This is a genomic window from Klebsiella sp. 18074 (genome assembly GCF_902705905.1).
GTDB classification, from domain to species: Bacteria; Pseudomonadota; Gammaproteobacteria; order Enterobacterales; family Enterobacteriaceae; genus Klebsiella; species Klebsiella terrigena.
Window position 1 is genome coordinate 223,587 of the sequence record NZ_CACSIS010000001.1, and the last position, 23,202, is coordinate 246,788.

Below are 23,202 nucleotides of genomic sequence, written 5' to 3' on the forward strand. Positions count from 1 at the left end.
TACGGGGCCTTGACGTTTAGCGCATGGTAACGAACTCTTCCGCGGCGGTTGGGTGGATCGCCACGGTGTTGTCGAAGTCCTTCTTGGTGGCGCCCATCTTCAGCGCGACCGCAAAGCCCTGCAGCATTTCATCCATGCCGAAGCCGATGCCGTGAATACCGACAATCTTCTCTTCCGGGCCCACGCAGACCAGCTTCATGCGGCACGGCTGGCGGTGCGAGGTGACGGCGGTATACATCGCGGTAAAGGACGATTTATAGACCTTCACCGCCTCGTCGCCGTACTGCTCGCGCGCCTGCGGCTCGGTTAAGCCGACGGTGCCGATCGGCGGGTGGCTGAAGACCACGGTCGGGATGTTGCTGTAGTCCAGATGCTCTTCCGGCTTGTTGTTGAACAGACGCTCGGAGAGGCGGCGGCCGGCGGCAACGGCAACTGGCGTCAGCTCGACCGCGCCGGTGTTATCGCCCACCGCGTAGATCCCCGGCACGCTGGTGTTCTGGAACTTATCCACGACGATATAGCCTTTGTCGTTGGTTTCCACCCCGGTGGCCTTGAGGTTGAAGTTATCGGTCTCCGGCTGGCGGCCGATGGCCCAAATCAGGCAATCGACGGTCTGGCTGCGGCCATCTTCGAGGGTCAGGGTCAGGCTGCCGTCGGCGTTTTTCACCACCGACTGCGGAATGGCGTGGGTATGCAGCTGCGGGCCTTCGGCGTTCATCACCTCAACCAGCGTCTCAACAATCAGCGGATCGAAGCTGCGCAGCGGCGCGTGCTTGCGCACGAACAGATGCGTCTCGGCCCCCAGACCGTTAATCACCCCCGCCAGCTCAACCGCGATATAGCCCGCGCCAACCACCGCCACGCGCTTCGGCAGCGCCGGCAGCTCGAAGAAGCCGTTGGAGTCGATGCCGTACTCTACGCCTGGAATTGACGGGTGGCTCGGACGGCCACCGGTGGCGATGAGGATATGATCGGCGGTCAGGGTTTCGCCGTTGACTTCCACCGTTTTGGCGTCGATAAAGCGGGCGAAGCCCTTAATCACATCGACCTTATTTTTACCCAGCACGTTGTCGTAGGAGGTATGAATGCGGTCGATGTAGGCGCTGCGGCTGGCAACCAGCCGGTCCCAGTCGAAGTGGTTAATGGTGGTATCGAAACCGTAGTCCGGGCCGTACAGGTGAATCGCTTCGCGGATCTGCGCCGCGTGCCACATTATTTTCTTCGGTACACAGCCGACGTTAACGCAGGTGCCGCCCAGATCTTTCGCTTCAATCAGGGCGCACTTCTGGCCGTACATCGCCGCGCGGTTGATGGAGGCAATGCCGCCGCTGCCGCCGCCGATAGCAATGTAGTCATAATGTTTGCTCATGAGTCATATCCTTAATATCTGAATGCTGCGATTGTATACCGTAAATCAATAGGTTCCGCCGATGACTGCGATTACTCCGGGACGATCCAGCTGACCGTTGCATGGCCGATGCCGGTCGGAACCAGCTTTTTGTGCAGCCACGGCAGAACGTTGTTCATCTGCTGTTCCAGCTTCCACGGCGGGTTGATCACGATCATCCCCGACGCGGTCATGCCACGCTGGTCGCTGTCCGGGCGCACGGCAAGCTCAATCTGCATGATTTTACGAATGCCGGTTGCTTCTAACTCTTTGATCATGCGCTTAATCTGCGCACGAAGGACCACCGGATACCACAGCGCATAGGTGCCGGTCGCGAAGCGCTTGTAGCCTTCGTGAATGCCGGTCACCACCGCCTGGTAATCGCTTTTAATTTCGTACGGCGGGTCAATCAGAATCAGGCCGCGACGGGAGGCGGGCGGCAGCTTTGCCTTCAGCTGCTGATAGCCATCGGATTTTTCTACGCGCGCGCGCTCGTCTTTCTGGAACTCTGAGCGCAGCAGCGGGAAGTCGCTCGGGTGCAGCTCGGTCAGCTGCAGGCTGTCCTGCTCGCGCAGCAGCTGGCGGGCAACCAGCGGGGAGCCAGGATAGTAGCGCAGCTGGCCGCTGCGGTTGAAGTGTTGAACCACGGAGATATATGGCTCCAGCTCGGCCGGCAGGTCATCCTGCTGCCAGATGCGGGCGATGCCTTCCATGTACTCACCGGTACGCTCGGCGTGCTCGCTGCTCAGATGGTAGCGACCTGCGCCGGCGTGGGTGTCCAGATAGAGAAACGGCTTCTCTTTCTCTTTCAGCGATTCAATGATCAGACTCTGAACGGTGTGTTTGAGGACGTCGGCGTGGTTGCCTGCGTGAAAGCTGTGGCGATAACTGAGCATGGATGCAGAGATTCCGGGAATTAAACAAGATAACCGATAGTTTACCGCAGATCCGCCCGGATTACCGCTGTAGCGCCGTGCTGTTTCAATTGTGGCAAAAGCGTTGCAAAACATAACGGTGTCATAAAAGCGTCAAACGGTCGCGCTAGCGTCGCGTGCAGGCAAGGTAATCGTTTGAATAAAAGGAAAAATAATGAAACTGCAAATCACACTTCTGACGTCGGCGCTGATCCTGGCGCTGCCGGCGCTGGCTAAAGACCTTCCGCTCAATCAGGCGGCGGCGATTGCCGCCAGCGTCACGCCCGCGGCGCAGAGCCCGGCGTTTGACGCGCTGGAAAGCCAGACGCTGGCGGCGCTGTGCCAGGCGCTGAAGGGGGATGCCGCAACGCTCACCCGCGGCCAGCTGGAACACGCTAAGCAGAATAAAACCCAGGCGGATAAAGCCTGGCTCAAGGCCAGCGGCTACGATTTTCAGCCTAAAGCGAACCAGCAGGCGGGGATTGAGCTGCTCTCGGCGTTCAGCAAGCTCCCTGATTCGGTGGTGAAAGATAACCTCGCCACCGTCACCGTCATTAACCGCGATGCCACCCAGGCTACCCGCCAGCAGGCGCTGGCCGATGCCGAGGGGATAAACTATCTCTACTTCCTCAGCGATGCGATGGGGCCTCGGCTGGGCAAAGCGTTCCTTGCGGCCTACGACAAAGGCGAGCTGGGCAAAGCGGCGGCGCTGATTAAGGCCAGCGAAGTCAGCACCGGGGCGGCGAAAAAGCACTTCAATAACCCGCGTCCGTTCCTGATACAGGGCAACACCATCCACCTGGTGCCCGATGACGTGGTGGTGAAGGATAACCAGCCCTATTCCGCCGATGAAGGCTCCTTCCCCAGCGGGCACACCAATACGGGCTATACCGATGCCCTGCTGATGGCCGAAATGATCCCGGAGCGCTTCGATGCGCTGGTGACCCGCGGCGCGCGCTACGGCTACTCGCGGATCGTGCTCGGCGTGCACTACCCGCTGGACGTGATGGGCTCGCGGATGGTGGCGCAGCGTAACGTCGCCCACTATCTGAACGACGCAAAATATCGCGCGCTGTTTAACGAAGCGCGCGACCAGCTGCGCGCCGCGCTGGAGAAAGAGTGCGGCACTTCGCTTGCCGAATGCGCGAAAAGCGCCGGCAAGGACGATCCGTACCGCGACCCGGCGATGAACGCCTTTTATCGCTTCACCATGACCTACGATCTGCCGCAGCAGAAGGGCGAGAAGCCGGCCCTGAAGGTACCGGAAGGGGCCGAGGTGCTGCTGGAGGCCGCCCTGCCGCATCTTTCCGCCGCGCAGCGTCGGGCACTGATGGTGAAAAGCGCGCTACCGGCCGGCTATCCGCTGTCGGGAGAGACCGCCGACCAGCAGTTCTGGCAGCGCCTCAACCTGCCTGCCGCCTGGCAGATGGCGCAGAAGGCGCATTAATCTCACCCAGCCCGGCGAAGCAGCGCGCCCGCCGGGATTTTGCTCAACGGCCGGGCTTATTGCAGCAATACCCGGCTCTGCGCATCGCACGACATTGAAATTCACCCAACTATCCCCCATTCTAGATCTCATGCTAAAGCGCCGGAACGCGCGCTTCATTTCCCCTTTTCAACAGGACTGCGCATATGACCAATCCATTACTGACGCCTTTTTCGTTGCCGCCTTTTTCTGCAATCAAGCCGGAGCATGTGGTGCCTGCGGTCACCAAAGCGCTGGACGATTGCCGGGCAGTGGTAGAGAGCGTCGTGGCGCAGGGTGCGCCCTATAGCTGGGAGACGCTGTGCCAGCCGCTGGCGGAAGTTGACGACGTGCTGGGGCGTATTTTTTCTCCCGTCAGCCATCTGAACTCGGTAAAAAATAGCCCGGAGCTGCGTGAAGCCTACGAACAAACCCTGCCGCTGCTGTCGGAATACAGCACCTGGGTGGGCCAGAACGAAGGCCTGTACCAGGCGTATCGCGACCTGCGCGACGGCGACCATTACGCCACTCTGAACACCGCCCAGAAAAAAGCGGTGGATAACGCGCTGCGTGATTTTGAACTCTCCGGTATTGGCCTGGCAAAAGAGCAGCAGAAGCGCTACGGCGAAATTGCCGCGCGTCTCTCCGAGCTGGGCAACCAGTACAGCAACAACGTGCTCGACGCCACCATGGGCTGGAGCAAGCTGATCACCGACGAAGCCGAGCTCTCCGGGATGCCGGAGAGCGCGCTGGCCGCGGCTCAGGCCCAGGCGCAGGCTAAAGAGCAGGAAGGCTTTCTGCTGACTCTCGATATCCCGAGCTACCTGCCGGTGATGACCTACTGCGACAACCAGGCGCTGCGCGAAGAGCTCTATCGCGCCTACTCCACCCGCGCTTCTGACCAGGGGCCGAACGCCGGCAAATGGGACAACAGCCCGGTGATGGCCGAGATCCTCGCCCTGCGCCACGAGCTGGCGCAGCTGTTGGGCTTTGACAGCTACGCCTCAAAATCGCTGTCGACCAAAATGGCGGAAAACCCGCAGCAGGTGCTCGACTTCCTGACTGACCTGGCGAAACGCGCTCGTCCGCAGGGGGAGAAAGAGCTGGCCCAGCTGCGCGCCTTCGCCAAAGCGGAGTTCGGCGTTGAGGAGCTGCAGCCGTGGGATATCGCTTACTACAGCGAAAAACAGAAGCAGCATCTCTACAGCATCAGCGATGAGCAGCTGCGCCCCTATTTCCCGGAAAACAGAGCCGTTAACGGCCTGTTCGAAGTGGTTAAGCGTATTTACGGCATCAGCGCTAAAGAGCGCACCGACGTTGACGTCTGGCATCCGGAAGTGCGCTTCTTCGAGCTGTATGATGAAAACGGCGAGCTGCGCGGCAGCTTCTATCTCGATCTCTACGCGCGCGAGCACAAGCGCGGCGGCGCGTGGATGGACGACTGCGTCGGCCAGATGCGCAAGCTGGACGGCTCGCTGCAAAAGCCGGTGGCCTACCTGACCTGCAACTTTAACCGTCCGGTTAGCGGCAAGCCGGCGCTGTTCACCCATGATGAAGTGATTACTCTGTTCCACGAATTCGGCCACGGTCTGCACCACATGCTGACCCGCATTGATACCGCGGGCGTGTCCGGCATCAGCGGCGTGCCGTGGGATGCGGTTGAGCTGCCGAGCCAGTTCATGGAGAACTGGTGCTGGGAGCCGGAGGCGCTGGCGTTTATCTCCGGCCACTACGAGACCGGCGAACCGCTGCCGCAGGCGCTGCTGGAAAAAATGCTCGCCGCGAAGAATTATCAGGCCGCGCTGTTTATTCTGCGCCAGCTGGAGTTCGGCCTGTTCGACTTCCGCCTGCATGCGGAGTATCAGCCGGAGCAAGGGGCGAAAATCCTCGAGACGCTGGCGGAGATCAAAAAGCAGGTCGCCGTGGTCCCTGGTCCGTCGTGGGGCCGCTTCCCGCACGCCTTCAGTCACATCTTTGCCGGCGGCTACGCGGCGGGCTACTACAGCTACCTGTGGGCCGACGTGCTGGCGGCGGATGCCTTCTCCCGCTTTGAGGAAGAGGGGATTTTCAACCGCGAAACCGGCCAGTCGTTCCTCGATAACATCCTGAGTCGCGGCGGTTCTGAAGAGCCGATGATCCTCTTTAAACGCTTCCGCGGTCGTGAGCCGCAGCTGGACGCGATGCTGGATCACTACGGGATTAAGGGCTAATTTACCCGCCATACTTCAGGCTGCCTCTGCGGCAACTGCACTCACTCACCCCGGAAACGTACGCTGCGTTCGTTGCCGGGGATTTGTTCCCTTGTTGTCCTGAGGCAACGCGAATTATTTAGGGTAAAGCGGAAGTGAAAATCTGCTTAGTAGATGAAACGGGCGCCGGAGACGGCGCCTTATCTGTTCTTGCCGCCCGTTGGGGGCTGGAGCATGACGAAGACAACCTGATGGCGCTGGCGATGACGCCGGAGCATCTGGAATTGCGTAAACGCGACGAGCCGAAGCTTGGCGGCATCTTCGTTGATTTTGTCGGCGGGGCGATGGCCCATCGGCGTAAGTTCGGCGGCGGACGCGGCGAGGCGGTGGCCAAAGCGGTGGGCGTCAAGGGCGACTATCTGCCGGACGTGGTGGACGCCACGGCGGGGCTGGGGCGCGACGCGTTTGTGCTCGCCAGCGTAGGCTGCCGCGTGCGGATGCTGGAGCGTAACCCGGTGGTGGCGGCGCTGCTTGATGATGGCCTTGCCCGCGGCTATGCCGACCCGGAAATTGGCCCGTGGCTGCAGCAGCGTCTGCAGCTTATTCACGCCTCAAGCCTGACGGCGCTGAGCGATATTACCCCGCGACCGCAGGTGGTCTATCTCGACCCGATGTTCCCGCACAAGCAGAAAAGCGCGCTGGTGAAAAAAGAGATGCGCGTCTTTCAGTCGCTGGTGGGGCCGGATTTAGACGCCGACGGCCTGCTCGAGCCGGCGCGCCTGCTGGCCACTAAACGGGTGGTGGTCAAACGGCCTGACTACGCGCCGCCGCTGGCGGATGTCGCCACGCCGAACGCGGTGGTCACCAAGGGCCATCGGTTTGATATTTACGCCGGCACGGCGGAATAACCCCTTCTCGCGAATATCCCGCAGGGTAGCGCAACGCGCCTTATCCGGGCTACGCCGCCCGTATCCCGGATAAGCATCGCGCGGCCGGGGCGCGGTTAGACAAACGGCGCCAGCGGATCGGCAATCTCAAAGGCGATGGCTCTGTCGGCCTTCGGAGGATAGATAAGCTCGCTGGTTATCGCGATCTTCACCTTTTTCGCCTCTTCCCGCGTCAGCTTCACCTGCTGGTCCCAGCCTTCGGTATAGACCGCGCCCCAGGCGCCGAGATCCAGACAGGTGACGTAGTTTTCCTGACGATAGGGCAGCGGTGCCACTTCCAGCAGGCTGGCCGCCGCGTTGTTGCCGGCAAATTTGCCCAGCAGAATCGCGTGCTGGCAGGTCATCAGCGCGTGGTTGCCCTTATCATCGGTGGCGGCGTAGGCCACGTCCCCGGTGGCGTAGATCTCATCATGACCCACCACCTGAAGATCGCCGTTGACGTGCAGGCGGCCCTGGCGATCGCGCGGGGCGTCAATCTGCGCCGTCAGGTCGTTGGCCTGTACGCCGACGGTCCAGATGACGGTCTGCGACGCAATGGTCTGCCCGTCTTTCAGCGTGACGCCGGATGCGTCAATGCTTTCAACCTCCGCGTTCACCAGCCACTCAACGCCGAGCTCCGCGGAGGCCTGAACGATAACCTCGCGCAGCGCGTCGCTGTAGCGCGAGCCCGGCTGCGGGCCGCGTTCAACTACGACTACTCTGGTCTTAGAATTTGAGCCCAGGATAGCCCGCAGCTTGCCCGGAAGCTCCATCGCCATCTCGATGCCGGTAAAGCCTCCGCCGCAGACGACGACCGTATTGCGCGCCACGCTATCCGCGGCGTGGGCCAGGGATTTCAGATGCTTTTCCAGAACGCTTGCGCTTTCCAGCTGGTCGAGGTCGAAGGCGTGAGCCTCGGCGCCGGCGACCAGGGTACGGTTAACGCGGCTGCCGCTGGCGAGAATCAGCCGGTCGTAGCCCGCGCGCTGCGTGTTACCGGAGGCATCGACCCACGCCACTTCTTTGGTGGCGGGAACGATGCGCTCAACGCTCCCGCGCAGGAAGCTGACACCGGTGGCGTCAAATAATGGCTGTAGCGGGGCGACCAGCGTCGGCACATCGTCCTCATAGAAACGTGGACGCACCCGCAGCTCTGGCTGCGGGGCAATTACCGTGATTTCCACGGTCTCGTCGCGGTGTTTATCCGCCAGGCGTGCGGCGCTGAGCGCCGCCCACATTCCGGAAAAGCCCGCGCCGACGATCAGGATTTTTTTAGCCATTATGCTTTCACTCACTGTTTGCTACGATGTATTACTCGGATTTTATTTGTCGTAGTTATAAAGTGCAATGTGATTTGTGCTGTTGTCAGGGTGCAAAGCGGGGTTTTGATGGTATCAGCATGATAAATATTGAAATAATTATTTATCCTGCCGCTTGGTATGGCATCTATCTGGTATGGATGAGATGAAAAAGCTACAATAACTCAGATTTGTTTTGGCTGAGATAAGAGAATGGCGTTCTACAGTTCTGGCGTTGAGTACGGCATCCATAGTCTGATGTGCATGGTGGACAGCAAAGGCGACGCGCGCGACATGAGCGTGCGGGAAATCGCCGAGCTGCAAAGCGTGCCCTACGACTATCTGGCCAAAATATTTACCCGCCTCTCCCGGGCAGGGCTGGTGCGCAGCATGGAAGGCAAGGGCGGCGGCTTCCAGCTGGCGAAGCCCGCTGAACACATCACGGTGCTGGATGTGGTCAATGCCATTGATGGCGATAAGCGTATTTTCGAGTGTCGTGAAATTCGCCAGCGGCTGGCGGTATTTGACGAGCAGCCGCCGGAGTGGGCCTGTGAAGGCATTTGTGGCGTGCGCTCGGTAATGGACATGGCCCAGCAGCGCATGGAAGAGGCGCTCGGGCAGCATACGATTTTGGATCTCGCCCGTAAGATGTACCGCAAAGCGCCGGATGAGTTTGTGATTGAAGTGCAGGAGTGGATTGACGCTCGTAAGGGTTAACCTCGGCCAGCTGCCGCTGGCCGAGGCCTGAGCCGACGCTATTTACCGTCGGCAGGGGTATTAATCATACGGTTGAGCCACGGCACCAGAATTGCCATCACGATCGCCACCGCCAGGGTCACCAGGCCAATCTTGCCGAACACGTCGGTGTAGATCGGCAGGGTCTGCAGCGGGTCGGTGATATTTTCCGGTACCGCGGTGAAGGTCGCCACGTATCCCCCCATCAGGAAGGCTGCCGCCTGCGTCAGGAACCACATCCCGAGGATAAAGCCCATCAGCTGCTGGGGAACCAGCGCGGCGACCATCGCCAGGCCGAGCGCGCTAATCAGCAGCTCGCCGAGGCTCTGGAACAGATAGACCAGCACGATAAACCACGGCGAGGTGAGTCCCTGGGCGTCGGCAAACCAGATGCCGGCGGCGGCGGCGGTCAGGAAGCCCAGCGAACATAAAAACATCCCGAGGGTAAACTTCATCGGCATGGTCAGGTCCCGACCTTTGTTGCCGAGGCGGGTGTAGATTGCCGCCAGTACCGGGCTGGCGACCACTACCCAGAACGGATTCAGCGCCTGGAAGCTGACCGGATTAATGGTGATGCCAAGGATCTGGTGGTGCACGTTGTTGATGGCAAAAAAGTTGAGCGAGGTGGGCATTTGCGCATACAGGATGTAGAACAGCACCGCTTCCAGCATCAGGATAAAGGCGACAAACATTTTGTTGCGGCCGGTTTTATCGAGCTTAAAGGCCTCGCGAAAGAAGAAAATAATCACCACGATAGAGAGGACGATCAGTACCAGGTTGGCGATTTTCACGTTATGCATGAGCCAGGCGCAGAGGAAAATCATCGCTACCGTGCCGACCAGCACGTACAGCAGGTTGCGCAGCACCAGCGGCCGATGGTCAGGCTCCGATCCGATATCTTTGACCATCCCACGGCAGGCGAAGTAGACCAGCAGAGCGATAATCAGCCCCGCTCCGCACAAGTTGTAGGTGACGGCATAGCCGAACTTCTCGGCAATCACTGGCGCCAGCGATAGCGACAGCAGGGAGCCGATGTTAATCGACATGTAAAACAGGGTGAACGCCCCGTCGAGGCGGGCGTCCTCCTGGGGATAGCACTTTGACAGCAGGCTGGCGGGGTTGGCCTTAAACAGTCCGTTCCCGACGGCGATAGTGCCCAGAGCGATAAAAATGAGATCGGGTTTCAGGAGCGATAGCCCGGTCATGAAATAACCGAGCGCCAGCACAATTGCCCCCAGCACCAGCGTTCGTTTGGTGCCCAGCAGGTGGTCGCCGACGTAGCCGCCGATGGAGATCAGGCCGTAGACCAGCGCCGCAAATGCGCCGAAGGTAATAAACGCCTGTTCCTGAGAGAAGCCGAGCTGTTTAACAAAGAAAACCGCCAGGATGCCCTGGACGCCGTAATAGCCAAATCGCTCCCATAACTCTACAAAAAAGATCATGAAGAACGGCCGCGGTTGCTGCAGCAGGCCCGTAGGTGCAGTTGTTTTCATATTCCTTCGCCTTTTAGTGCTATCCCAAAAAAGTATGAACGCGTATGCCAGATCGTGCTGAAAAAGTATGATGGCGCGCTATACTGCGGCCATTGGCTTAATGATTAGCTTATTATATGGATATTTTTTCTTATAATTGGTTGATCACACTAACTGGTATTAAATATGCGGATTGATATCCTGTTTGTGTCTCTCGACGGGCGATAACGGTTCGTTCGGGATAGTCAGGATAGTCGGGATAATAGCGGGCGGGAGATGGCGGCGCGGACGGGTAAAGAAACGCCCGCATAAGCGGGCGCAGACAGGCTGATACTGGGAAAGGCGAAAGCGTTATTCGTCTTCTTCGTCGCGCAGCGGGACAATCAGCATATCGACATGTACGGTGTTGATCAGCTGGCGTGCGGAGGACATCAGCTTGCTCCAGAAGTCCTGATGGTGGCCGCAGACGACCAGGTCCATATCGTATTTTTTAATGGCATCAACCAGCACCTGGCCGAGATCGCCGCTGCCGCTCAGGGTTTCCGTAATCGGATAGCCCGCGTTGCCGGAGAGTTCGCTCAGCGCGTGGTGAGTCTCTTCAGAAATGCGTTTCTGCATGTCGCCCAGATTGACGTCGATAAGACCGGTGTAGAGGTCGGAGTAATTCACATCGACGTGGATCAGGGAAACCTTGGCATTGTAGGGACGTGCCATAGAAACTGCTTTCTCTACCAGCACTTTGCTTTCCGGGGAGAGGTCTACTGCAATAAGAATATGTTTGTAAGCCATAGTGTTACTCCTTCCATAAGTTGTCGATGACCGTTGGACCAGACAGCTAGCGCTGCCGCTTCGCCCGCGTCCTGCGTGCTAATTCGCGGGGGTTCAGTCCGTTAAGGACTTAATTGTAGAAGATATTTCTACCTTATAGCGCCCCTCGCGCGCCGTCAATGCGCCTGGTTCACCAAATAGTTAAACAAATATATCCGTCTTATGTATTGATAACGATTAACCTTGTGGTAAAAAAATTAACTGATCTCCTACACTATTTAATGAGCCGATCGAATAAATAAACGTGATTGGTATCGCACTCTTCTATTGTATGGGTCGGGTATTGGGGAGCGCTAGCCCCGGAGACGTCTCCGAGGGCGGGTCGCCGGGGAGGAAGTATGATCAGCACGATTGCGCTGTTTTGGGCCCTGTGTATCGTTTGTGTGGTGAATATGGCACGCTACTTCTCATCATTGCGTGCGTTATTGGTAGTGCTACGTGGTTGCGATCCCTTGCTGTATCAATATGTTGATGGCGGAGGTTTTTTTACCTCTCACGGCCAGCCGGGTAAACAGATGAGGCTGGTCTGGTATATCTACGCCCAGCGCTACCGCGATCATCATGACGACGAGTTTATTCGCCGCTGTGAACGGGTGCGGCGGCAGTTTATTTTGACCAGTGCGCTATGTGGCCTCGTGGTGGTGAGTATGGTTGCGCTGCTTATCTGGCACTAGCGCAAAAAAAAACGGGTCAGTTTCCTGACCCGCTTTTTTGTCGCTTTCAGCTTCTTAGATAAGCTTCAGCGCTATCCAGTACAGCCCGCCTGACAGCAGAATCGCCGCCGGGAGGGTGAGAACCCACGCCATCAGAATACTGGTGACGGTTTTTCTCTGCAGTCCGCCGCCGTCAACGAGCATCGTCCCTGCAACCGAGGAGGAGAGCACGTGGGTGGTGGAAACCGGCATCCCGGTGTAGCTCGCCAGACCAATCGATACGGCTGCGGTCATCTGGGCCGACATACCCTGCGCGTAGGTCATGCCTTTCTTACCGATCTTCTCGCCGATAGTGGTCGCCACGCGGCGCCAGCCGATCATGGTGCCGATACCTAACGCCAGAGCAACCGCCATAATGATCCAGATTGGCGCGTACTCGATGGTGCTCAGCATATCGGTTTTAAGCTTCTTCAGCAGACGCTTATCATCGCCATTCACTTCCGGCAGCTTCGCGACTTTGTCGGTGGTGTCGGAAATACACAGCATAATGCGGCGCATCTGGCTGCGCTGATCGAGAGTAAGCGCGTCGTAGCTTTCGATTCCGGTGAGCATCGTTTTCACGCGGCTAAGCGCGTTGACGGTATTCGCCGGATGGCAGTGGAACTCGCCCGCGGCGACCGCGCCGGCTTCCGGTGACGGAATCAGCTGGTCAACGCCGGTCGCTTTCTTCAGCAGCTCAGGACGCTGTTCGAAGAAGGTTTCCACGTTGTTGACCGCATCGCGGGTACGGGTGATTTCGTAGCCGGAGGCGTTCATGTTAACCACGAAACCTGCCGGCGCTACGCCGATAAGCACCAGCATTACCAGGCCAATGCCCTTCTGACCGTCGTTCGCGCCGTGCGAGAATGACACGCCTATTGCTGACAGAATCAGCGCAATGCGTGTCCAGAACGGCGGTTTCTTCTTCCCGTCTTTCTTTTCACGTTCAGCAGGCGTCAGGTGGATACGGGCGCGTTTCTTGGTATTGCTCCAGTAGCGGCGCAGAATGAAAATCAGGCCGCCAGCCACCACCAGGCCCACGATAGGCGAGACGATCAGCGAGGCGAAAATACCGATGACTTTCGGGATATTCAGCGCGTCAACCACCGAGGTGCCGGTCATCAATGCATTGGTTAAACCAATCCCGATGATGGCGCCGATCAGCGTGTGCGAACTGGAGGCCGGAAGACCAAAGTACCAGGTTCCGAGGTTCCAGATAATGGCCGCCAGCAGCATGGAGAACACCATAGCGAGGCCATGTGCAGAACCCATGTTAAGCAGCAGGTCGGTCGGCAACATATGCACAATGGCATAAGCTACGCTAAGACCACCTAACAGAACGCCGAAAAAGTTGAAGAGAGCCGCCATCGCCACAGCAAGCTGCGACCGCATTGCGCGTGTGTAGATCACAGTTGCAACAGCGTTTGCGGTATCATGAAAACCGTTAATCGCTTCGTAAAACAGCACGAAAGCTAAAGCAAGCAATAGTAATAGCCCAGTATGTAAATCCAGACCGGCAAATAAATGTAGCATAGGACGTTACGCCATTTTGAGGACATGAACGCGGCGCATTATCAGTGACTTTAGCGGCGCGGGCAAAGTGAAATATAGACTTTTTTTGATTTCCCTGCTCTTCAGGTACAGCGCGCTTGGGAGTAATCCTATATATTTCAATGATGTAAATAAATACTTAATTTTTCGCGCTGGTGCGACCAGCGTGAAATATTTACAATTCCCGACAATCGGGACATGAGGAAAGCAGTGTGGAAAGGTTTGATGCCATTGTAATCGGCGCCGGAGCGGCGGGAATGTTTTGTGCAGCACAGGCGGGCCAGGCGGGGCTGCGCGTGCTGCTGCTGGATAATGGTAAAAAGCCGGGCCGTAAAATCCTGATGTCCGGCGGCGGGCGCTGCAATTTTACCAATATGTATATCGAGCCGGCGGCCTATCTCAGCCAGAACCCGCATTTTTGCAAGTCGGCGCTGGCGCGCTACACCCAGTGGGATTTTATCGAGCTGGTGGGTAAACACGGCATCGCCTGGCATGAGAAGACGCTCGGCCAGCTGTTCTGCGACGACTCTGCCGAACAGGTGGTCAACCTGCTGCTGGCCGAATGTGAAAAGGGCGGCGTGCAGCTCCGCCTGCGCACGGAGATCCTGAGCGTCGAGCGCGACGACGCGGGCTTCACCCTGCAGCTTAACGGCGAAACGGTGGCGGCGAACAGGCTGGTGGTTGCCTCCGGCGGCCTGTCGATGCCGGGCCTTGGTGCGTCGCCGTTCGGCTATAAGCTGGCCGAACAGTTTGGCCTGACGGTGCTGCCGACCCGCGCCGGGCTGGTGCCTTTTACCCTGCATAAACCGCTGCTCGAGCAGCTGCAGGTGCTCTCCGGCGTGTCGGTGCCGTCGACCATTACCGCCGAGGACGGCACGGTTTTCCGCGAGAATCTGCTGTTTACCCATCGCGGGCTCTCCGGCCCGGCGGTGCTGCAAATTTCCAGCTACTGGCAGGCGGGAGAATTCGTCAGCATCAACCTGCTGCCGGACTGCCGCCTCGACGACTTCCTCAACCAGCAGCGGGCAGAGCATCCGAATCAAAGCCTGAAAAATACCCTCGCCATGCAGCTGCCGAAGCGTCTGGTCGAGTGCCTGCAGCAGCTGGGGCAGATCCCGGACGTCACGCTGAAGCAGCTCAACCTCCGCGAGCAGGAGGCGCTGGTGGAGACGCTGACCGCCTGGCGCGTGCAGCCCAACGGCACCGAGGGCTATCGGACGGCGGAGGTGACCCTCGGCGGCGTGGATACCAACGAACTCTCCTCCCGCACGATGGAAGCACGGAAAGTGCCCGGGCTCTATTTTATCGGCGAAGTGATGGACGTCACCGGCTGGCTCGGCGGCTATAACTTCCAGTGGGCGTGGGCCTCCGCCTGGGCCTGCGCGCAGGCTTTAGCGGAACAGAAATAACCGCCTGCTCTGTATCAGCGGAGCAGGCTTCGACTTATCCGCTGATATTATGCTGCTTTAATTTGCGCCACAGGGTGGTGGGGCTAATGCCCAGCATAACCGATGCTCTGGTTCTGTCTCCGTCGGTTTTTTCTATTACGCTGGTAATCAGTTGTTTCTCTTGTTTCTTTAATAGATCGGTTTCATCGGATGAGACGCCCACAGCCGGGGAGTGAGCGAGCTGCTGGTGGTCATCCGGTGTAATTTGACTGACCTGTAGTAAAATCTCCTTGTTCACCCTGTCTATATCGAGCAGCACAATGAGTCGGTAGATCACCGCCTGGAGTTCGCGAATATTGCCGGGCCAGCGATAGCTATGTAAAAAATCCACCGCGTCGGGGGTAAAGGTGATTTGCTTACCCTGCTGATGAAGCAAGTGCTGAATTAACAGCATAATATCGCCCGGTCGTTGGCGTAAGGCCGGTAGAGTCAACTCAAGGATATTGATTCTATAGTACAGATCCTGCCGGAATTCACCGTTGGTGACGAGCTGGCGCAGATCCTTATTGCTGGCGGTGATTAGGCGAAAATCGGCGGTAATAAGCGTATCGCCGCCGAGACGAGAGAACTGCTTTTCCTGCAACACGCGCAGCAGCTTAACCTGTACCGATAGCGGCGCTTCGCTGATTTCATCGATAAACATCGTACCGTTCATCGCCATTTCAAACACCCCAGGTTTGCCGCCCTTCCGCGCGCTGGTAAATGCGCCGTCGGCATAGCCAAAGAGTTCACTTTCCAGAAGGCTCTCGGGGATGGCCGCGCAGTTAATCGCGATAAAAGGACTATGGCTTCTGGCGCTATAGTGGTGAATACTTTGGGCGAAAAGTTCTTTGCCCGTGCCGGTATCACCTAAAATATGAATAGGCAGTTCGTGGCGGGCGCACAGTTTGGCTTTTTTTATAACATCGAGGATGGCCGGTGACTGGCCAATAATATCCTCGAAAGACCAGGTTGTGGAAAAACCGCGAAGCTTACTTTTTTTGTTGACGCTGTTTTGCCAAAGCGTGTTCTCCTGGCTTAACCCCGTAATAACGGCATAAGATATTTTTCGGTTAGAAAAGTGGCGCACGGAAATATGAATCGTTACGCCGTTGATGTCTATAGCCTGCTCTTTGATGTCTAATTCATTAATAATACTGGCGTAGATCTCTTTAAAAGCTTCTTTTTTTAATATTTTATCTCCAGCTTGACATTGGAATAGTGCCACGCCGGTAGCGTTGATATTGATAATTTCACCAAGCTGATCGATGCACATAATACCTTCACGCGCCTGATTCAATGCTGAGTGACTCATGATTAGTTTGCTGTTTTCTCGATTAATGTATTTCAATAAACTGTGAGCTTCATTGATCGCCTGCTCAATGGAAATGTTATCGGTATCACCCATAATAGCATTGAGGTGATATTTTTGAGCCATTTCAGCAACGGTCAGTCCGCCGATTACGGTATGGTAATTATTCTCCGAAAGATTTTTTATAACATTTTCAATATCGTGATGATTATAAACCTGACAAATTTTAAAATCTTCGTTGGTCATGTTCTGGTAATGGCGTAAGGCGCTGCAAAACTGAGGGAAACCAACGGCGGCGATTTTTTGCGATTTGCTATTCGCTTCTTGTAATATGCGATAAACGCCATGAAAATCATGGGCTATTTCAATGACGGGGATAGTAATATTGCTACGCAGGAGTGCAGCGGTACCGCCCCGGCTAATAATTATCTTAGTGCCGGATTGAATCATCTCATGGGCTTTATCGAGAACTTCTGAATAACGAAATTCATACACGGGGATGTCGAGCTTCCTTTCAATAAGGACATTCATAATTCGTTGGGTTATTGTCCTGGAAACTGAAAAGATAACAATTTCATTATTATTCATGCATTATTCTCGCAGACAGCAGGGTAGGCAAGCCTTAGTATATGATGAGCGCGAGGAGAATCAATGAGGGAAGTCATATTATACGTGATTCAGAATAAAAGCCTTACACCGATGTAGATGTAAGGCTTAATAATTAGCGATTAGAAGCGCAGGCGGCGGTAGACAATTTGACCATTACACAGGGTAGCGCAGTTATCAATGTAACGGTCGCCTTCAATTTTAACACCCTGAGTATCTTCAAAAACAATCTTCTCTTTTTGCAGTTTAACAATCGAAATATCAGCAAAAGCGCCGGGCGCCAGGGTACCAATTTGTCCCTGCATCTTCATCAGGCGGGCCGGCGTAGCGGTTACCGCGCGAACAATATCGAAGAAGGACATTCCCATGTTAAGATATTTCGACATGACGTGGAGCAGACTGTAGACCTTATCCGTCCGTAAGCTATTTCTCAAGGTGAGATCGGTACTAATGATATCCGGATAGAATCCCTGCGCCATGGCGGTTCTGGCAACGTGAAAATCAAAGTGGGCCACTCCGTTTGAACAGTCGAAGATAACGCCCCGGGACTGCGCCTCTTTTATCGCCGCATAGACCTCGCCCTGTTCATTGAGAATCGAGTGGCCGGTGCCGTGGAAACAGTGCGCGTAAATATCATCGGCATTAAAATAGCGGATCAGTTCATCGGCGCAGAGAAGAGAGTCCGTGACGTGAACGCAAATAGTGGTGTCCAGTTTACGCGCCAGGGAGACGGTAGAGAGAAGGGGGTCGCTGGCGTACTGTTTCCCTTTAGCGATATCCTGGCTGTAGCGTAGTTTCAGGCCGAGAATATTGTCTCTGTTGCCATTCAGCGTTTGCTCTATCTTCTCCTCGTTGTAATTTGCCGGGTTGGTATTTTCCAGATAACCGGTCGGCCCGCCTCCGAGGGTAGAAAGTCCGACGTTGACCACGTTCAGATAGCTTTTGATTTTCACCATGGCAGGATGAATCACGCTATTGCGAAAAAGCTGATAATTTACCCAGCCGCTGCTGCCGGCATCGACCATACTGGTGACCCCATTAGGCAAGCATACGATATCAGGGTTAACGCTGATGGCGGTCCCGCCATGAAAAACATGGCCATGGAAGTCGATTAAGCCAGGCAGCACGACACAACCTGCGGCATCAATAACCGTTTCGGCCTGCAAATCATCAACGGCATTTAAGTCAACGATACGATCGCCGATGATGCCAATATTACGATTAATATAATCGCGGCTATCAAGATCGGCGACCAGACCGTTTTTAATCAGAATATCCAGTTTCATTTTATGCTCCTGTTAAATGCCGATAAACTTCCAGTAGGGAATACCGATCAGGAAGAAGATTAATACGTTGACCACCACCATGATGGTGCCCAGCATCCAGAATGTTTTTTGCGGGACGTAGCCGCTGGAGAACGTAAATACGCCAGCGCCGTTGCCATAGTGCGTCAGCAATGCGCCATAGCCTGCGGAGAAGGCCAGAGAAAGCGCCACGTACATAGGATGCGCCTGAGTCGTCATTCCCAGGGTAAAAAGTACCGGGTAGAATGAGACGACGAACGCGCTATTAGAGACAAAGAAATAGCGGACAGCAAGGCTGATAAAGACCAGGACGGCAATCGCGCTGATTTCATTCAGGTGCGACAGGTCGAGATAGTTTTTGATGACGTCGACCAGGAAGACATAGAACCCGCCTTTTGATAGAGCAACCGCGCACCCATAAAACGCGCCGTACCAGACGAAGGTCTGCCAGGCCGATTTTTCGCTCACCACGTCGTTCCAGCTCAGGACGCCGAAAAGCAGCAGGCAGGCGAGGAAAGCCAGGCCGACGGGAATAAAGGCGATGCCGGTAATGGAGCCCGTCATCCAGCCGAGTACGCCCAGAATAAAGAATACGATCAACAGCTTCTCTTCGCGCTTTACCGGACCCAGTTCACGCAGGCCTTTTTCAGCAATTTCGTTGACGTTATCAATAACTTTGAGTTCCGGGGCGTAGATTTTATACAGTATCCACGGCGCGAGCAGCAGCACCAGTCCGGAGGGCACAATGGCGGCTTTAAACCAGGTCATCCATTCGAGATTCACTTTCATGATCTCGTTGGCCAGCGAGACGGTAATTGAGTTGGTCGCCATTCCCGTCAGAAACAGGCTGGAGGTTCCCATTGAGACGACGTACATCAGGATGGTCAGATAGGCGCCGATTTTCCGGCTACCGTCGTCGGGCTTCGAGCCCAGCGCTTCGGCGATGTTCCTGAAGATGGGATAGGTGATGCCTCCCGAACGGGACATATTTGAACCCGTTGCCGGGGCCAGTACGGTATCCGTCACCATCATCAGATAACCCAGGGTGAGGGTATTTTTACCGTAGCGTTTTAACAGCAGATAGGCGATACGTTTACCCAGACCGGTAATGACAAACGCTTTGCAAATAATAAAGGCGCTGATGATAAACCAGACCATAGGGCTACCAAAACCTGCAAACAGAGGAGCAGGGTCGAGAACCAGAGAGGCAAACCCGAGAATAATCAGCATAATGACCGCATCGGTAAACGGACGTAAAACCAGTCCGCACAGCATCGCCAGATAGATGCCAACTATATGCCAGGTCGGTGCGGCGACGCCTTCCGGGTGCGGTATTATCCAAAATAAAACGGGAAAAAAGATAATGGGCAAGAGTTTTAAATAAAGCATTTTTATTACCTTTGCTTTAAAGCCACGGCCCGTCAGGGCGCCGCAGCCTGATATTATTTAATCAAATTAACGATACATGTCGTCGATAAACTCAACGCCTGTCTCATCCAGTGATTTTTTGACCCAAAGGCGATTCGCGGTGCCGTTTTTCGCGGCCTCTACTTTGCTTGCATCGAATTTTGCATAATCTTTGGCTTTATTCAGTACGGCTTCTGCGTCGCCGAGGGGGATAACAATTACGCCATCCGCATCGCCGACGATCAGATCGCCCGGACAAACCGCGACGCCGCCAACGGCGATCGGCGTGTTCACCTCGCCCGGACCTTGTTTAAACGGGCCTGCGGGGTTGGAGCCGGTGGCGAACAGTGGAAAATCGAGAACCGACAGCGCATCAATGTCACGGATTGGCCCGTCCAGCACGATACCGGCGACTTTCTTCATGCAGTGGGCATAGGCCACCATGATCTCGCCCATCAGCGCTCGCGAACGGTCGCCTTCGTTGGAGACCACAATCACATCGTTCTCACCCGCCATATCCAGCGCGGCGTGCAGCATCAGGTTATCGCCCGCACGAACTTTTACGGTGATGGCGAAGCCTGCCATAATCGATTTTTTCGGCGAAGAAATACGTTTAATCCCGTTACCCAGTACGGCAATACGATTCATGGTGTCAGCAATATTCGCTGCCGGGAGCTGTTCAAATTCTTTCAGAAGATCGACGCTGCAGGCCGGACGTTTTAAAAAAATACGATTACCAATAGTCATGTTTTTCTCCTTAAAAACCCGGCACCGGCCAGGATGGTTTCTTACCGGATAAGACTTCATCAATGCCAATAGCGGAATGGAGCGAGGCTCTGTCGGTCGCTTCGATAGTGGCGGCGCCAATGTGCGGGGCAATCACGATATTGCTTAGCGAGAAAATCGGATCGTTGGCATCAAACGGCTCTTTCTTTAAGACGTCCACGCCCGCTCCGGCGATAGCGTGGGTGCTCAAGGCGTGATACAGCGCTTTTTCATCAACCAGCTTTCCGCGTGCGGTATTAATGAAGTAGGCGGTGGGCTTCATCATGGAAAACTGTTTCTCACCGACAAAATCGGTGGTCTCCGCGGTCGTCGGGCAGTGCAGAGAAACGAAGTCGCTCTCTTTGAAAATACGGTCAAAATCGTCGGTGAGCTCTACGCCTTCGGGGATCTGCTGCTGGGTTTTATACGGATCGTAGGCGATAACTTTCATATTAAAGCCATGCAGCGCTTTGATTGCCACGCGTGAACCGATATTTCCCACGCCAATCAGGCCTAGCGTTTTACCATCCAGCTCCACTTTTGGCGTGCGCAGTTTTGCCCAGTAATAATCTTCAAGCATCTTTTCCTGTACCAGCTTGAAATTACGCGAACAGTGCAGCATATAAAATATGGCCAGTTCGGCAACGGACATGCTGTTAGCAATTGGCGCATTTAATACTACTACGCCGTGACGTTTAGCTGACTCCAGATCGACCGTATCGTAGCCGGCACCGTGTCGTGCAACGACTTTCAGCTTTTTAGCCGCCTCAAATACGCGATCGGACATTTTTGAAAGGCGTACGATAATACCGTCGCAGTCCCCGATGTCGCGAATGATATCTTCTTCCTCCATCCCTGACCCGTTAATCAGTTGATAACCGCGGCTTTCCAGATATTCTCTCCCTTCAGCCATGATTTCCTGTGGGAGTAAAATTTTGTACGTCATTTAACTATCTCCAGTGTTGATTACGTGGAGGTAATTGCATGGCGTGTGCCATAAATTAATTCAGCAAGTGTTTTTTATTTAATTATTTGATAAATATAACTATTTTGTTTTTTGGTTCACTGGCTTTTAGTGATGTCGTTCACATCCGCGGACGCCGCCGCGAGACTGGGTGTTTAATAATGAAATGGCTGAAATGCATAATTAAATGCGCGGGCGGTCAGCTTCACACTTTATTGTATTTGTATGGGCGGAGGGGCCGTTTGTACCGATTGACATGGCGCACTGGACAACTTAAAACATAAGCCAAAGGTTTAATCAGGAGAAATTTCGGCAATGAATAGATCACAGGTGGAGATATTCATGCTTATGGTTCGGGAGGGGAGTATTCACTTTGCATCGCAGCGGCTGAGTATTGCCCCTTCGCTAATAACAACCAGCGTATGTGCGCTTGAAAATGAACTGGGCTTTAACCTGATTACGCGTGGCAGGAATATAAGAAAAGTTATTTTAACAGAGAAAGGGCACGCTTTTTATCGACTTGCTCCGGAATTACTGAGACTGCTTAATGCGATTGCTGATATTCGCGCGGGAATAAAACAGCCCGGCAAGACGTGCCCGCCGGGCGCAATAATCAATTCAGGCCAAGAAAGTACTGGGCGATTTTGAAGTAGATGATCAGCCCGGTACCGTCAATCAGCGTGGCGATAAACGGTGCGGAGACCACCGCCGGGTCGATACCGACGCGCTTGAGCACCATCGGGATCACCGACGACACCAGCGCGCTCCACAGGGTAATACACACCAGCGTCAGGCTGACGATCAGGGTGATTTCCATCCCGATGCCCATCATCCAGGCGCGCAGGCATCCCGCCAGCCCGAGCGTGAGGGCGATCAGCAGCGACGTCGAGAGCTCTTTGCGGATGACCCGCCCCATATCGCGCAGCCGCACTTCGCCTAGCGCCATGGAGCGCACCAGCGTGGAGGTGATCTGCGTGCCGCTGTTGCCGCCGGTACCAATCAGCAGTGGTATGAAAAAGGCCAGCGCGATAGCCGATTCCAGCGCCTCTTCAAAATGCTGTAACACGCTGCTGGTGTAGGCTTCGGCGACAAAGAGCAGCAGCAGCCATACCGAACGTTTTTTCCACAGCGCCCACGGGCTGGTTTCCAGATAGGGCTTTTCCAGTGGCAGCGTCGCCCCCTGGCGCTGAGCATCCTCGGTCACGTCATCTTCCAGCAGATGAGCGATCTCTTTTTCCATCAGGCAGCCCACCAGTTCGCCCTTTTCGACCACCGGCACCAGATCGAGCCCGCGCTCGCCGAGTTCGGCGACCACCTGCGGGCGCGGATCGTCGGGCCTGACGCGAAACAGACAGCTATCCATTAAATAACGAATGGATTGCGCGGTATCGCTCTCCTGCAGCAGCTTTTTAATCGATAAACTGCCGCGCAGCTTTTTTCCGGCGACGACAAAAACCTGGCCGGGGATCTCATCGCTGGCCAACTGAGAAACGAACAGTTCTCGCGCCTCATGAACGCTGAGATGTTCCGGCAGGGTAATGAAATCGGTACGCATGTACTGGGCGATGGCATCGCCGTCGAAGGCGGCGTTAGCCGGATGGGTGGCGCAGTGTTGGATGGATGACATGGTGTAATTCCCTATAAAAAATCACTCATAGGGGCGAACAAGACAGGATGACCACAGGCAGATTGCGGGCAGATCCCTACGTCCTGGTTTTAGCACTGTACAACGTATCTGTTCGGCGTAAGTGCCGTCAGAAGTTACCTTGGCAACACCTTGATTCGATGGATGCCTGTATTTCCCTGAGTGGTCTCTCTCGATACCAGCAGGGCGGTAACTTATATTTGTGCAGGAGCCTCGCCATAACGAGATCGTTAAATGAGGCGCCATTATTCACCAAAAAAGATAGTTAACCAGGCTTATAATTCAACAGGTTTATCAACTGTTGATAAACGGCGG

Annotated in this window: 19 protein-coding genes and 1 riboswitch; of the genes, 7 read left to right on the forward strand and 12 right to left on the reverse strand. The window is 55.5% G+C overall.

Going from position 1 to position 23,202, the window contains the following annotated elements; translation table 11 throughout:
* Positions 1-16: 16 nt before the first annotated feature.
* On the reverse strand, positions 17-1,369 hold the full coding sequence (gene gorA, locus GVK32_RS00995; protein WP_159864266.1) for a glutathione-disulfide reductase: 1,353 nt from the start codon (positions 1,367-1,369) through the stop codon (positions 17-19).
* Between the two features lie 71 nt (positions 1,370-1,440).
* Entirely contained in the window at positions 1,441-2,283 is an 843-nt protein-coding gene (locus GVK32_RS01000; protein WP_041143107.1) for a 23S rRNA (adenine(2030)-N(6))-methyltransferase RlmJ, read from the reverse strand.
* A 193-nt stretch (positions 2,284-2,476) separates the two neighbouring features.
* Between GVK32_RS01000 and GVK32_RS01005 the strand changes: the two genes are divergently transcribed.
* The 3 genes from GVK32_RS01005 to rsmJ all read left to right on the forward strand — a co-directional run bounded on the left by GVK32_RS01005 (position 2,477) and on the right by rsmJ (position 6,863).
* Entirely contained in the window at positions 2,477-3,748 is a 1,272-nt protein-coding gene (locus GVK32_RS01005; RefSeq protein WP_159864269.1) for a phosphatase PAP2 family protein, read from the forward strand.
* Positions 3,749-3,933: 185 nt separating this feature from the next.
* Positions 3,934-5,976 (forward strand): oligopeptidase A, encoded by a 2,043-nt coding sequence (prlC, locus tag GVK32_RS01010; protein ID WP_159864272.1) that lies wholly within the window; start codon positions 3,934-3,936, stop codon positions 5,974-5,976.
* Between the two features lie 134 nt (positions 5,977-6,110).
* On the forward strand, positions 6,111-6,863 hold the full coding sequence (rsmJ, locus tag GVK32_RS01015) for a 16S rRNA (guanine(1516)-N(2))-methyltransferase RsmJ (RefSeq protein WP_159864275.1): 753 nt from the start codon (positions 6,111-6,113) through the stop codon (positions 6,861-6,863).
* Positions 6,864-6,958: 95 nt separating this feature from the next.
* Here the strand turns inward: rsmJ and GVK32_RS01020 are convergent, their stop codons facing one another.
* Positions 6,959-8,161, reverse strand: coding sequence for an NAD(P)/FAD-dependent oxidoreductase (locus GVK32_RS01020; protein WP_159864278.1), 1,203 nt, complete (start codon positions 8,159-8,161; stop codon positions 6,959-6,961).
* 231 nt (positions 8,162-8,392) lie between these two features.
* On the opposite strand from GVK32_RS01020, the gene GVK32_RS01025 reads away from it, so the two are divergent.
* Entirely contained in the window at positions 8,393-8,896 is a 504-nt protein-coding gene (locus GVK32_RS01025; protein ID WP_045853952.1) for an Rrf2 family transcriptional regulator, read from the forward strand.
* A gap of 38 nt (positions 8,897-8,934) precedes the next feature.
* On the opposite strand, the gene dtpB is transcribed toward GVK32_RS01025, so the two are convergent.
* Positions 8,935-10,407, reverse strand: coding sequence for a dipeptide/tripeptide permease DtpB (dtpB, locus tag GVK32_RS01030; protein ID WP_159864281.1), 1,473 nt, complete (start codon positions 10,405-10,407; stop codon positions 8,935-8,937).
* 330 nt (positions 10,408-10,737) lie between these two features.
* Positions 10,738-11,175, reverse strand: coding sequence for a universal stress protein UspA (gene uspA / locus GVK32_RS01035; protein WP_041143102.1), 438 nt, complete (start codon positions 11,173-11,175; stop codon positions 10,738-10,740).
* A gap of 377 nt (positions 11,176-11,552) precedes the next feature.
* Here uspA and uspB point away from each other — a divergent pair, with 377 nt between their 5' ends.
* Positions 11,553-11,888, forward strand: a complete 336-nt coding sequence (uspB, locus tag GVK32_RS01040; protein WP_159864284.1) for a universal stress protein UspB — start codon at positions 11,553-11,555, stop codon at positions 11,886-11,888.
* A gap of 54 nt (positions 11,889-11,942) precedes the next feature.
* Here the strand turns inward: uspB and pitA are convergent, their stop codons facing one another.
* Entirely contained in the window at positions 11,943-13,439 is a 1,497-nt protein-coding gene (pitA, locus tag GVK32_RS01045; protein WP_076946205.1) for an inorganic phosphate transporter PitA, read from the reverse strand.
* Positions 13,440-13,669: 230 nt separating this feature from the next.
* Between pitA and GVK32_RS01050 the strand changes: the two genes are divergently transcribed.
* Positions 13,670-14,866, forward strand: coding sequence for an NAD(P)/FAD-dependent oxidoreductase (locus GVK32_RS01050; protein WP_159864287.1), 1,197 nt, complete (start codon positions 13,670-13,672; stop codon positions 14,864-14,866).
* A gap of 34 nt (positions 14,867-14,900) precedes the next feature.
* Here GVK32_RS01050 and GVK32_RS01055 read toward each other — a convergent pair whose 3' ends face one another.
* The 5 genes from GVK32_RS01055 to GVK32_RS01075 form a co-directional block, all read right to left on the reverse strand.
* Complete coding sequence (locus GVK32_RS01055) at positions 14,901-16,784, reverse strand: sigma 54-interacting transcriptional regulator (RefSeq protein ID WP_159864290.1); 1,884 nt, start codon at positions 16,782-16,784, stop codon at positions 14,901-14,903.
* A 140-nt stretch (positions 16,785-16,924) separates the two neighbouring features.
* The gene (locus GVK32_RS01060) at positions 16,925-18,088 is read right to left on the reverse strand and encodes a metallo-dependent hydrolase (protein WP_159864293.1); all 1,164 of its coding nucleotides are present in this window, start codon (positions 18,086-18,088) and stop codon (positions 16,925-16,927) included.
* 12 nt (positions 18,089-18,100) lie between these two features.
* Positions 18,101-19,495 carry a DASS family sodium-coupled anion symporter gene (locus GVK32_RS01065; RefSeq protein WP_159864296.1) on the reverse strand — a complete coding sequence of 465 codons (1,395 nt, stop codon included), beginning with the start codon at positions 19,493-19,495 and terminating at the stop codon, positions 18,101-18,103.
* Positions 19,496-19,561: 66 nt separating this feature from the next.
* Complete coding sequence (locus GVK32_RS01070; protein WP_159864299.1) at positions 19,562-20,260, reverse strand: RraA family protein; 699 nt, start codon at positions 20,258-20,260, stop codon at positions 19,562-19,564.
* Between the two features lie 10 nt (positions 20,261-20,270).
* Positions 20,271-21,224, reverse strand: a complete 954-nt coding sequence (locus GVK32_RS01075; RefSeq protein WP_004106636.1) for a hydroxyacid dehydrogenase — start codon at positions 21,222-21,224, stop codon at positions 20,271-20,273.
* Between the two features lie 333 nt (positions 21,225-21,557).
* Between GVK32_RS01075 and GVK32_RS01080 the strand changes: the two genes are divergently transcribed.
* Positions 21,558-21,890 carry a LysR family transcriptional regulator gene (locus GVK32_RS01080; RefSeq protein ID WP_159864302.1) on the forward strand — a complete coding sequence of 111 codons (333 nt, stop codon included), beginning with the start codon at positions 21,558-21,560 and terminating at the stop codon, positions 21,888-21,890.
* On the opposite strand, the gene GVK32_RS01085 is transcribed toward GVK32_RS01080, so the two are convergent.
* Positions 21,856-22,869 (reverse strand): magnesium transporter, encoded by a 1,014-nt coding sequence (locus GVK32_RS01085; RefSeq protein ID WP_159864305.1) that lies wholly within the window; start codon positions 22,867-22,869, stop codon positions 21,856-21,858. The two genes, GVK32_RS01080 and GVK32_RS01085, sit on opposite strands and share 35 nt — an antisense overlap.
* 67 nt (positions 22,870-22,936) lie before the next feature.
* Positions 22,937-23,120, reverse strand: a riboswitch (M-box (ykoK) riboswitch).
* Between the last annotated feature and the right edge of the window lie 82 nt (positions 23,121-23,202).

Bases quoted from the DNA above. Each gene is read 5' to 3' on its own strand.
- gorA (WP_159864266.1), bottom strand. From the start codon at position 1,369: ATGAGCAAACATTATGACTACATTGCTATCGGCGGCGGCAGCGGCGGC.
- GVK32_RS01000 (WP_041143107.1), bottom strand. From the start codon at position 2,283: ATGCTCAGTTATCGCCACAGCTTTCACGCAGGCAACCACGCCGACGTC.
- GVK32_RS01005 (WP_159864269.1), top strand. From the start codon at position 2,477: ATGAAACTGCAAATCACACTTCTGACGTCGGCGCTGATCCTGGCGCTG.
- prlC (WP_159864272.1), top strand. From the start codon at position 3,934: ATGACCAATCCATTACTGACGCCTTTTTCGTTGCCGCCTTTTTCTGCA.
- GVK32_RS01020 (WP_159864278.1), bottom strand. From the start codon at position 8,161: ATGGCTAAAAAAATCCTGATCGTCGGCGCGGGCTTTTCCGGAATGTGG.
- GVK32_RS01025 (WP_045853952.1), top strand. From the start codon at position 8,393: ATGGCGTTCTACAGTTCTGGCGTTGAGTACGGCATCCATAGTCTGATG.
- dtpB (WP_159864281.1), bottom strand. From the start codon at position 10,407: ATGAAAACAACTGCACCTACGGGCCTGCTGCAGCAACCGCGGCCGTTC.
- uspA (WP_041143102.1), bottom strand. From the start codon at position 11,175: ATGGCTTACAAACATATTCTTATTGCAGTAGACCTCTCCCCGGAAAGC.
- uspB (WP_159864284.1), top strand. From the start codon at position 11,553: ATGATCAGCACGATTGCGCTGTTTTGGGCCCTGTGTATCGTTTGTGTG.
- pitA (WP_076946205.1), bottom strand. From the start codon at position 13,439: ATGCTACATTTATTTGCCGGTCTGGATTTACATACTGGGCTATTACTA.
- GVK32_RS01055 (WP_159864290.1), bottom strand. From the start codon at position 16,784: ATGAATAATAATGAAATTGTTATCTTTTCAGTTTCCAGGACAATAACC.
- GVK32_RS01060 (WP_159864293.1), bottom strand. From the start codon at position 18,088: ATGAAACTGGATATTCTGATTAAAAACGGTCTGGTCGCCGATCTTGAT.
- GVK32_RS01065 (WP_159864296.1), bottom strand. From the start codon at position 19,495: ATGCTTTATTTAAAACTCTTGCCCATTATCTTTTTTCCCGTTTTATTT.
- GVK32_RS01070 (WP_159864299.1), bottom strand. From the start codon at position 20,260: ATGACTATTGGTAATCGTATTTTTTTAAAACGTCCGGCCTGCAGCGTC.
- GVK32_RS01075 (WP_004106636.1), bottom strand. From the start codon at position 21,224: ATGACGTACAAAATTTTACTCCCACAGGAAATCATGGCTGAAGGGAGA.
- GVK32_RS01080 (WP_159864302.1), top strand. From the start codon at position 21,558: ATGAATAGATCACAGGTGGAGATATTCATGCTTATGGTTCGGGAGGGG.
- GVK32_RS01085 (WP_159864305.1), bottom strand. From the start codon at position 22,869: ATGTCATCCATCCAACACTGCGCCACCCATCCGGCTAACGCCGCCTTC.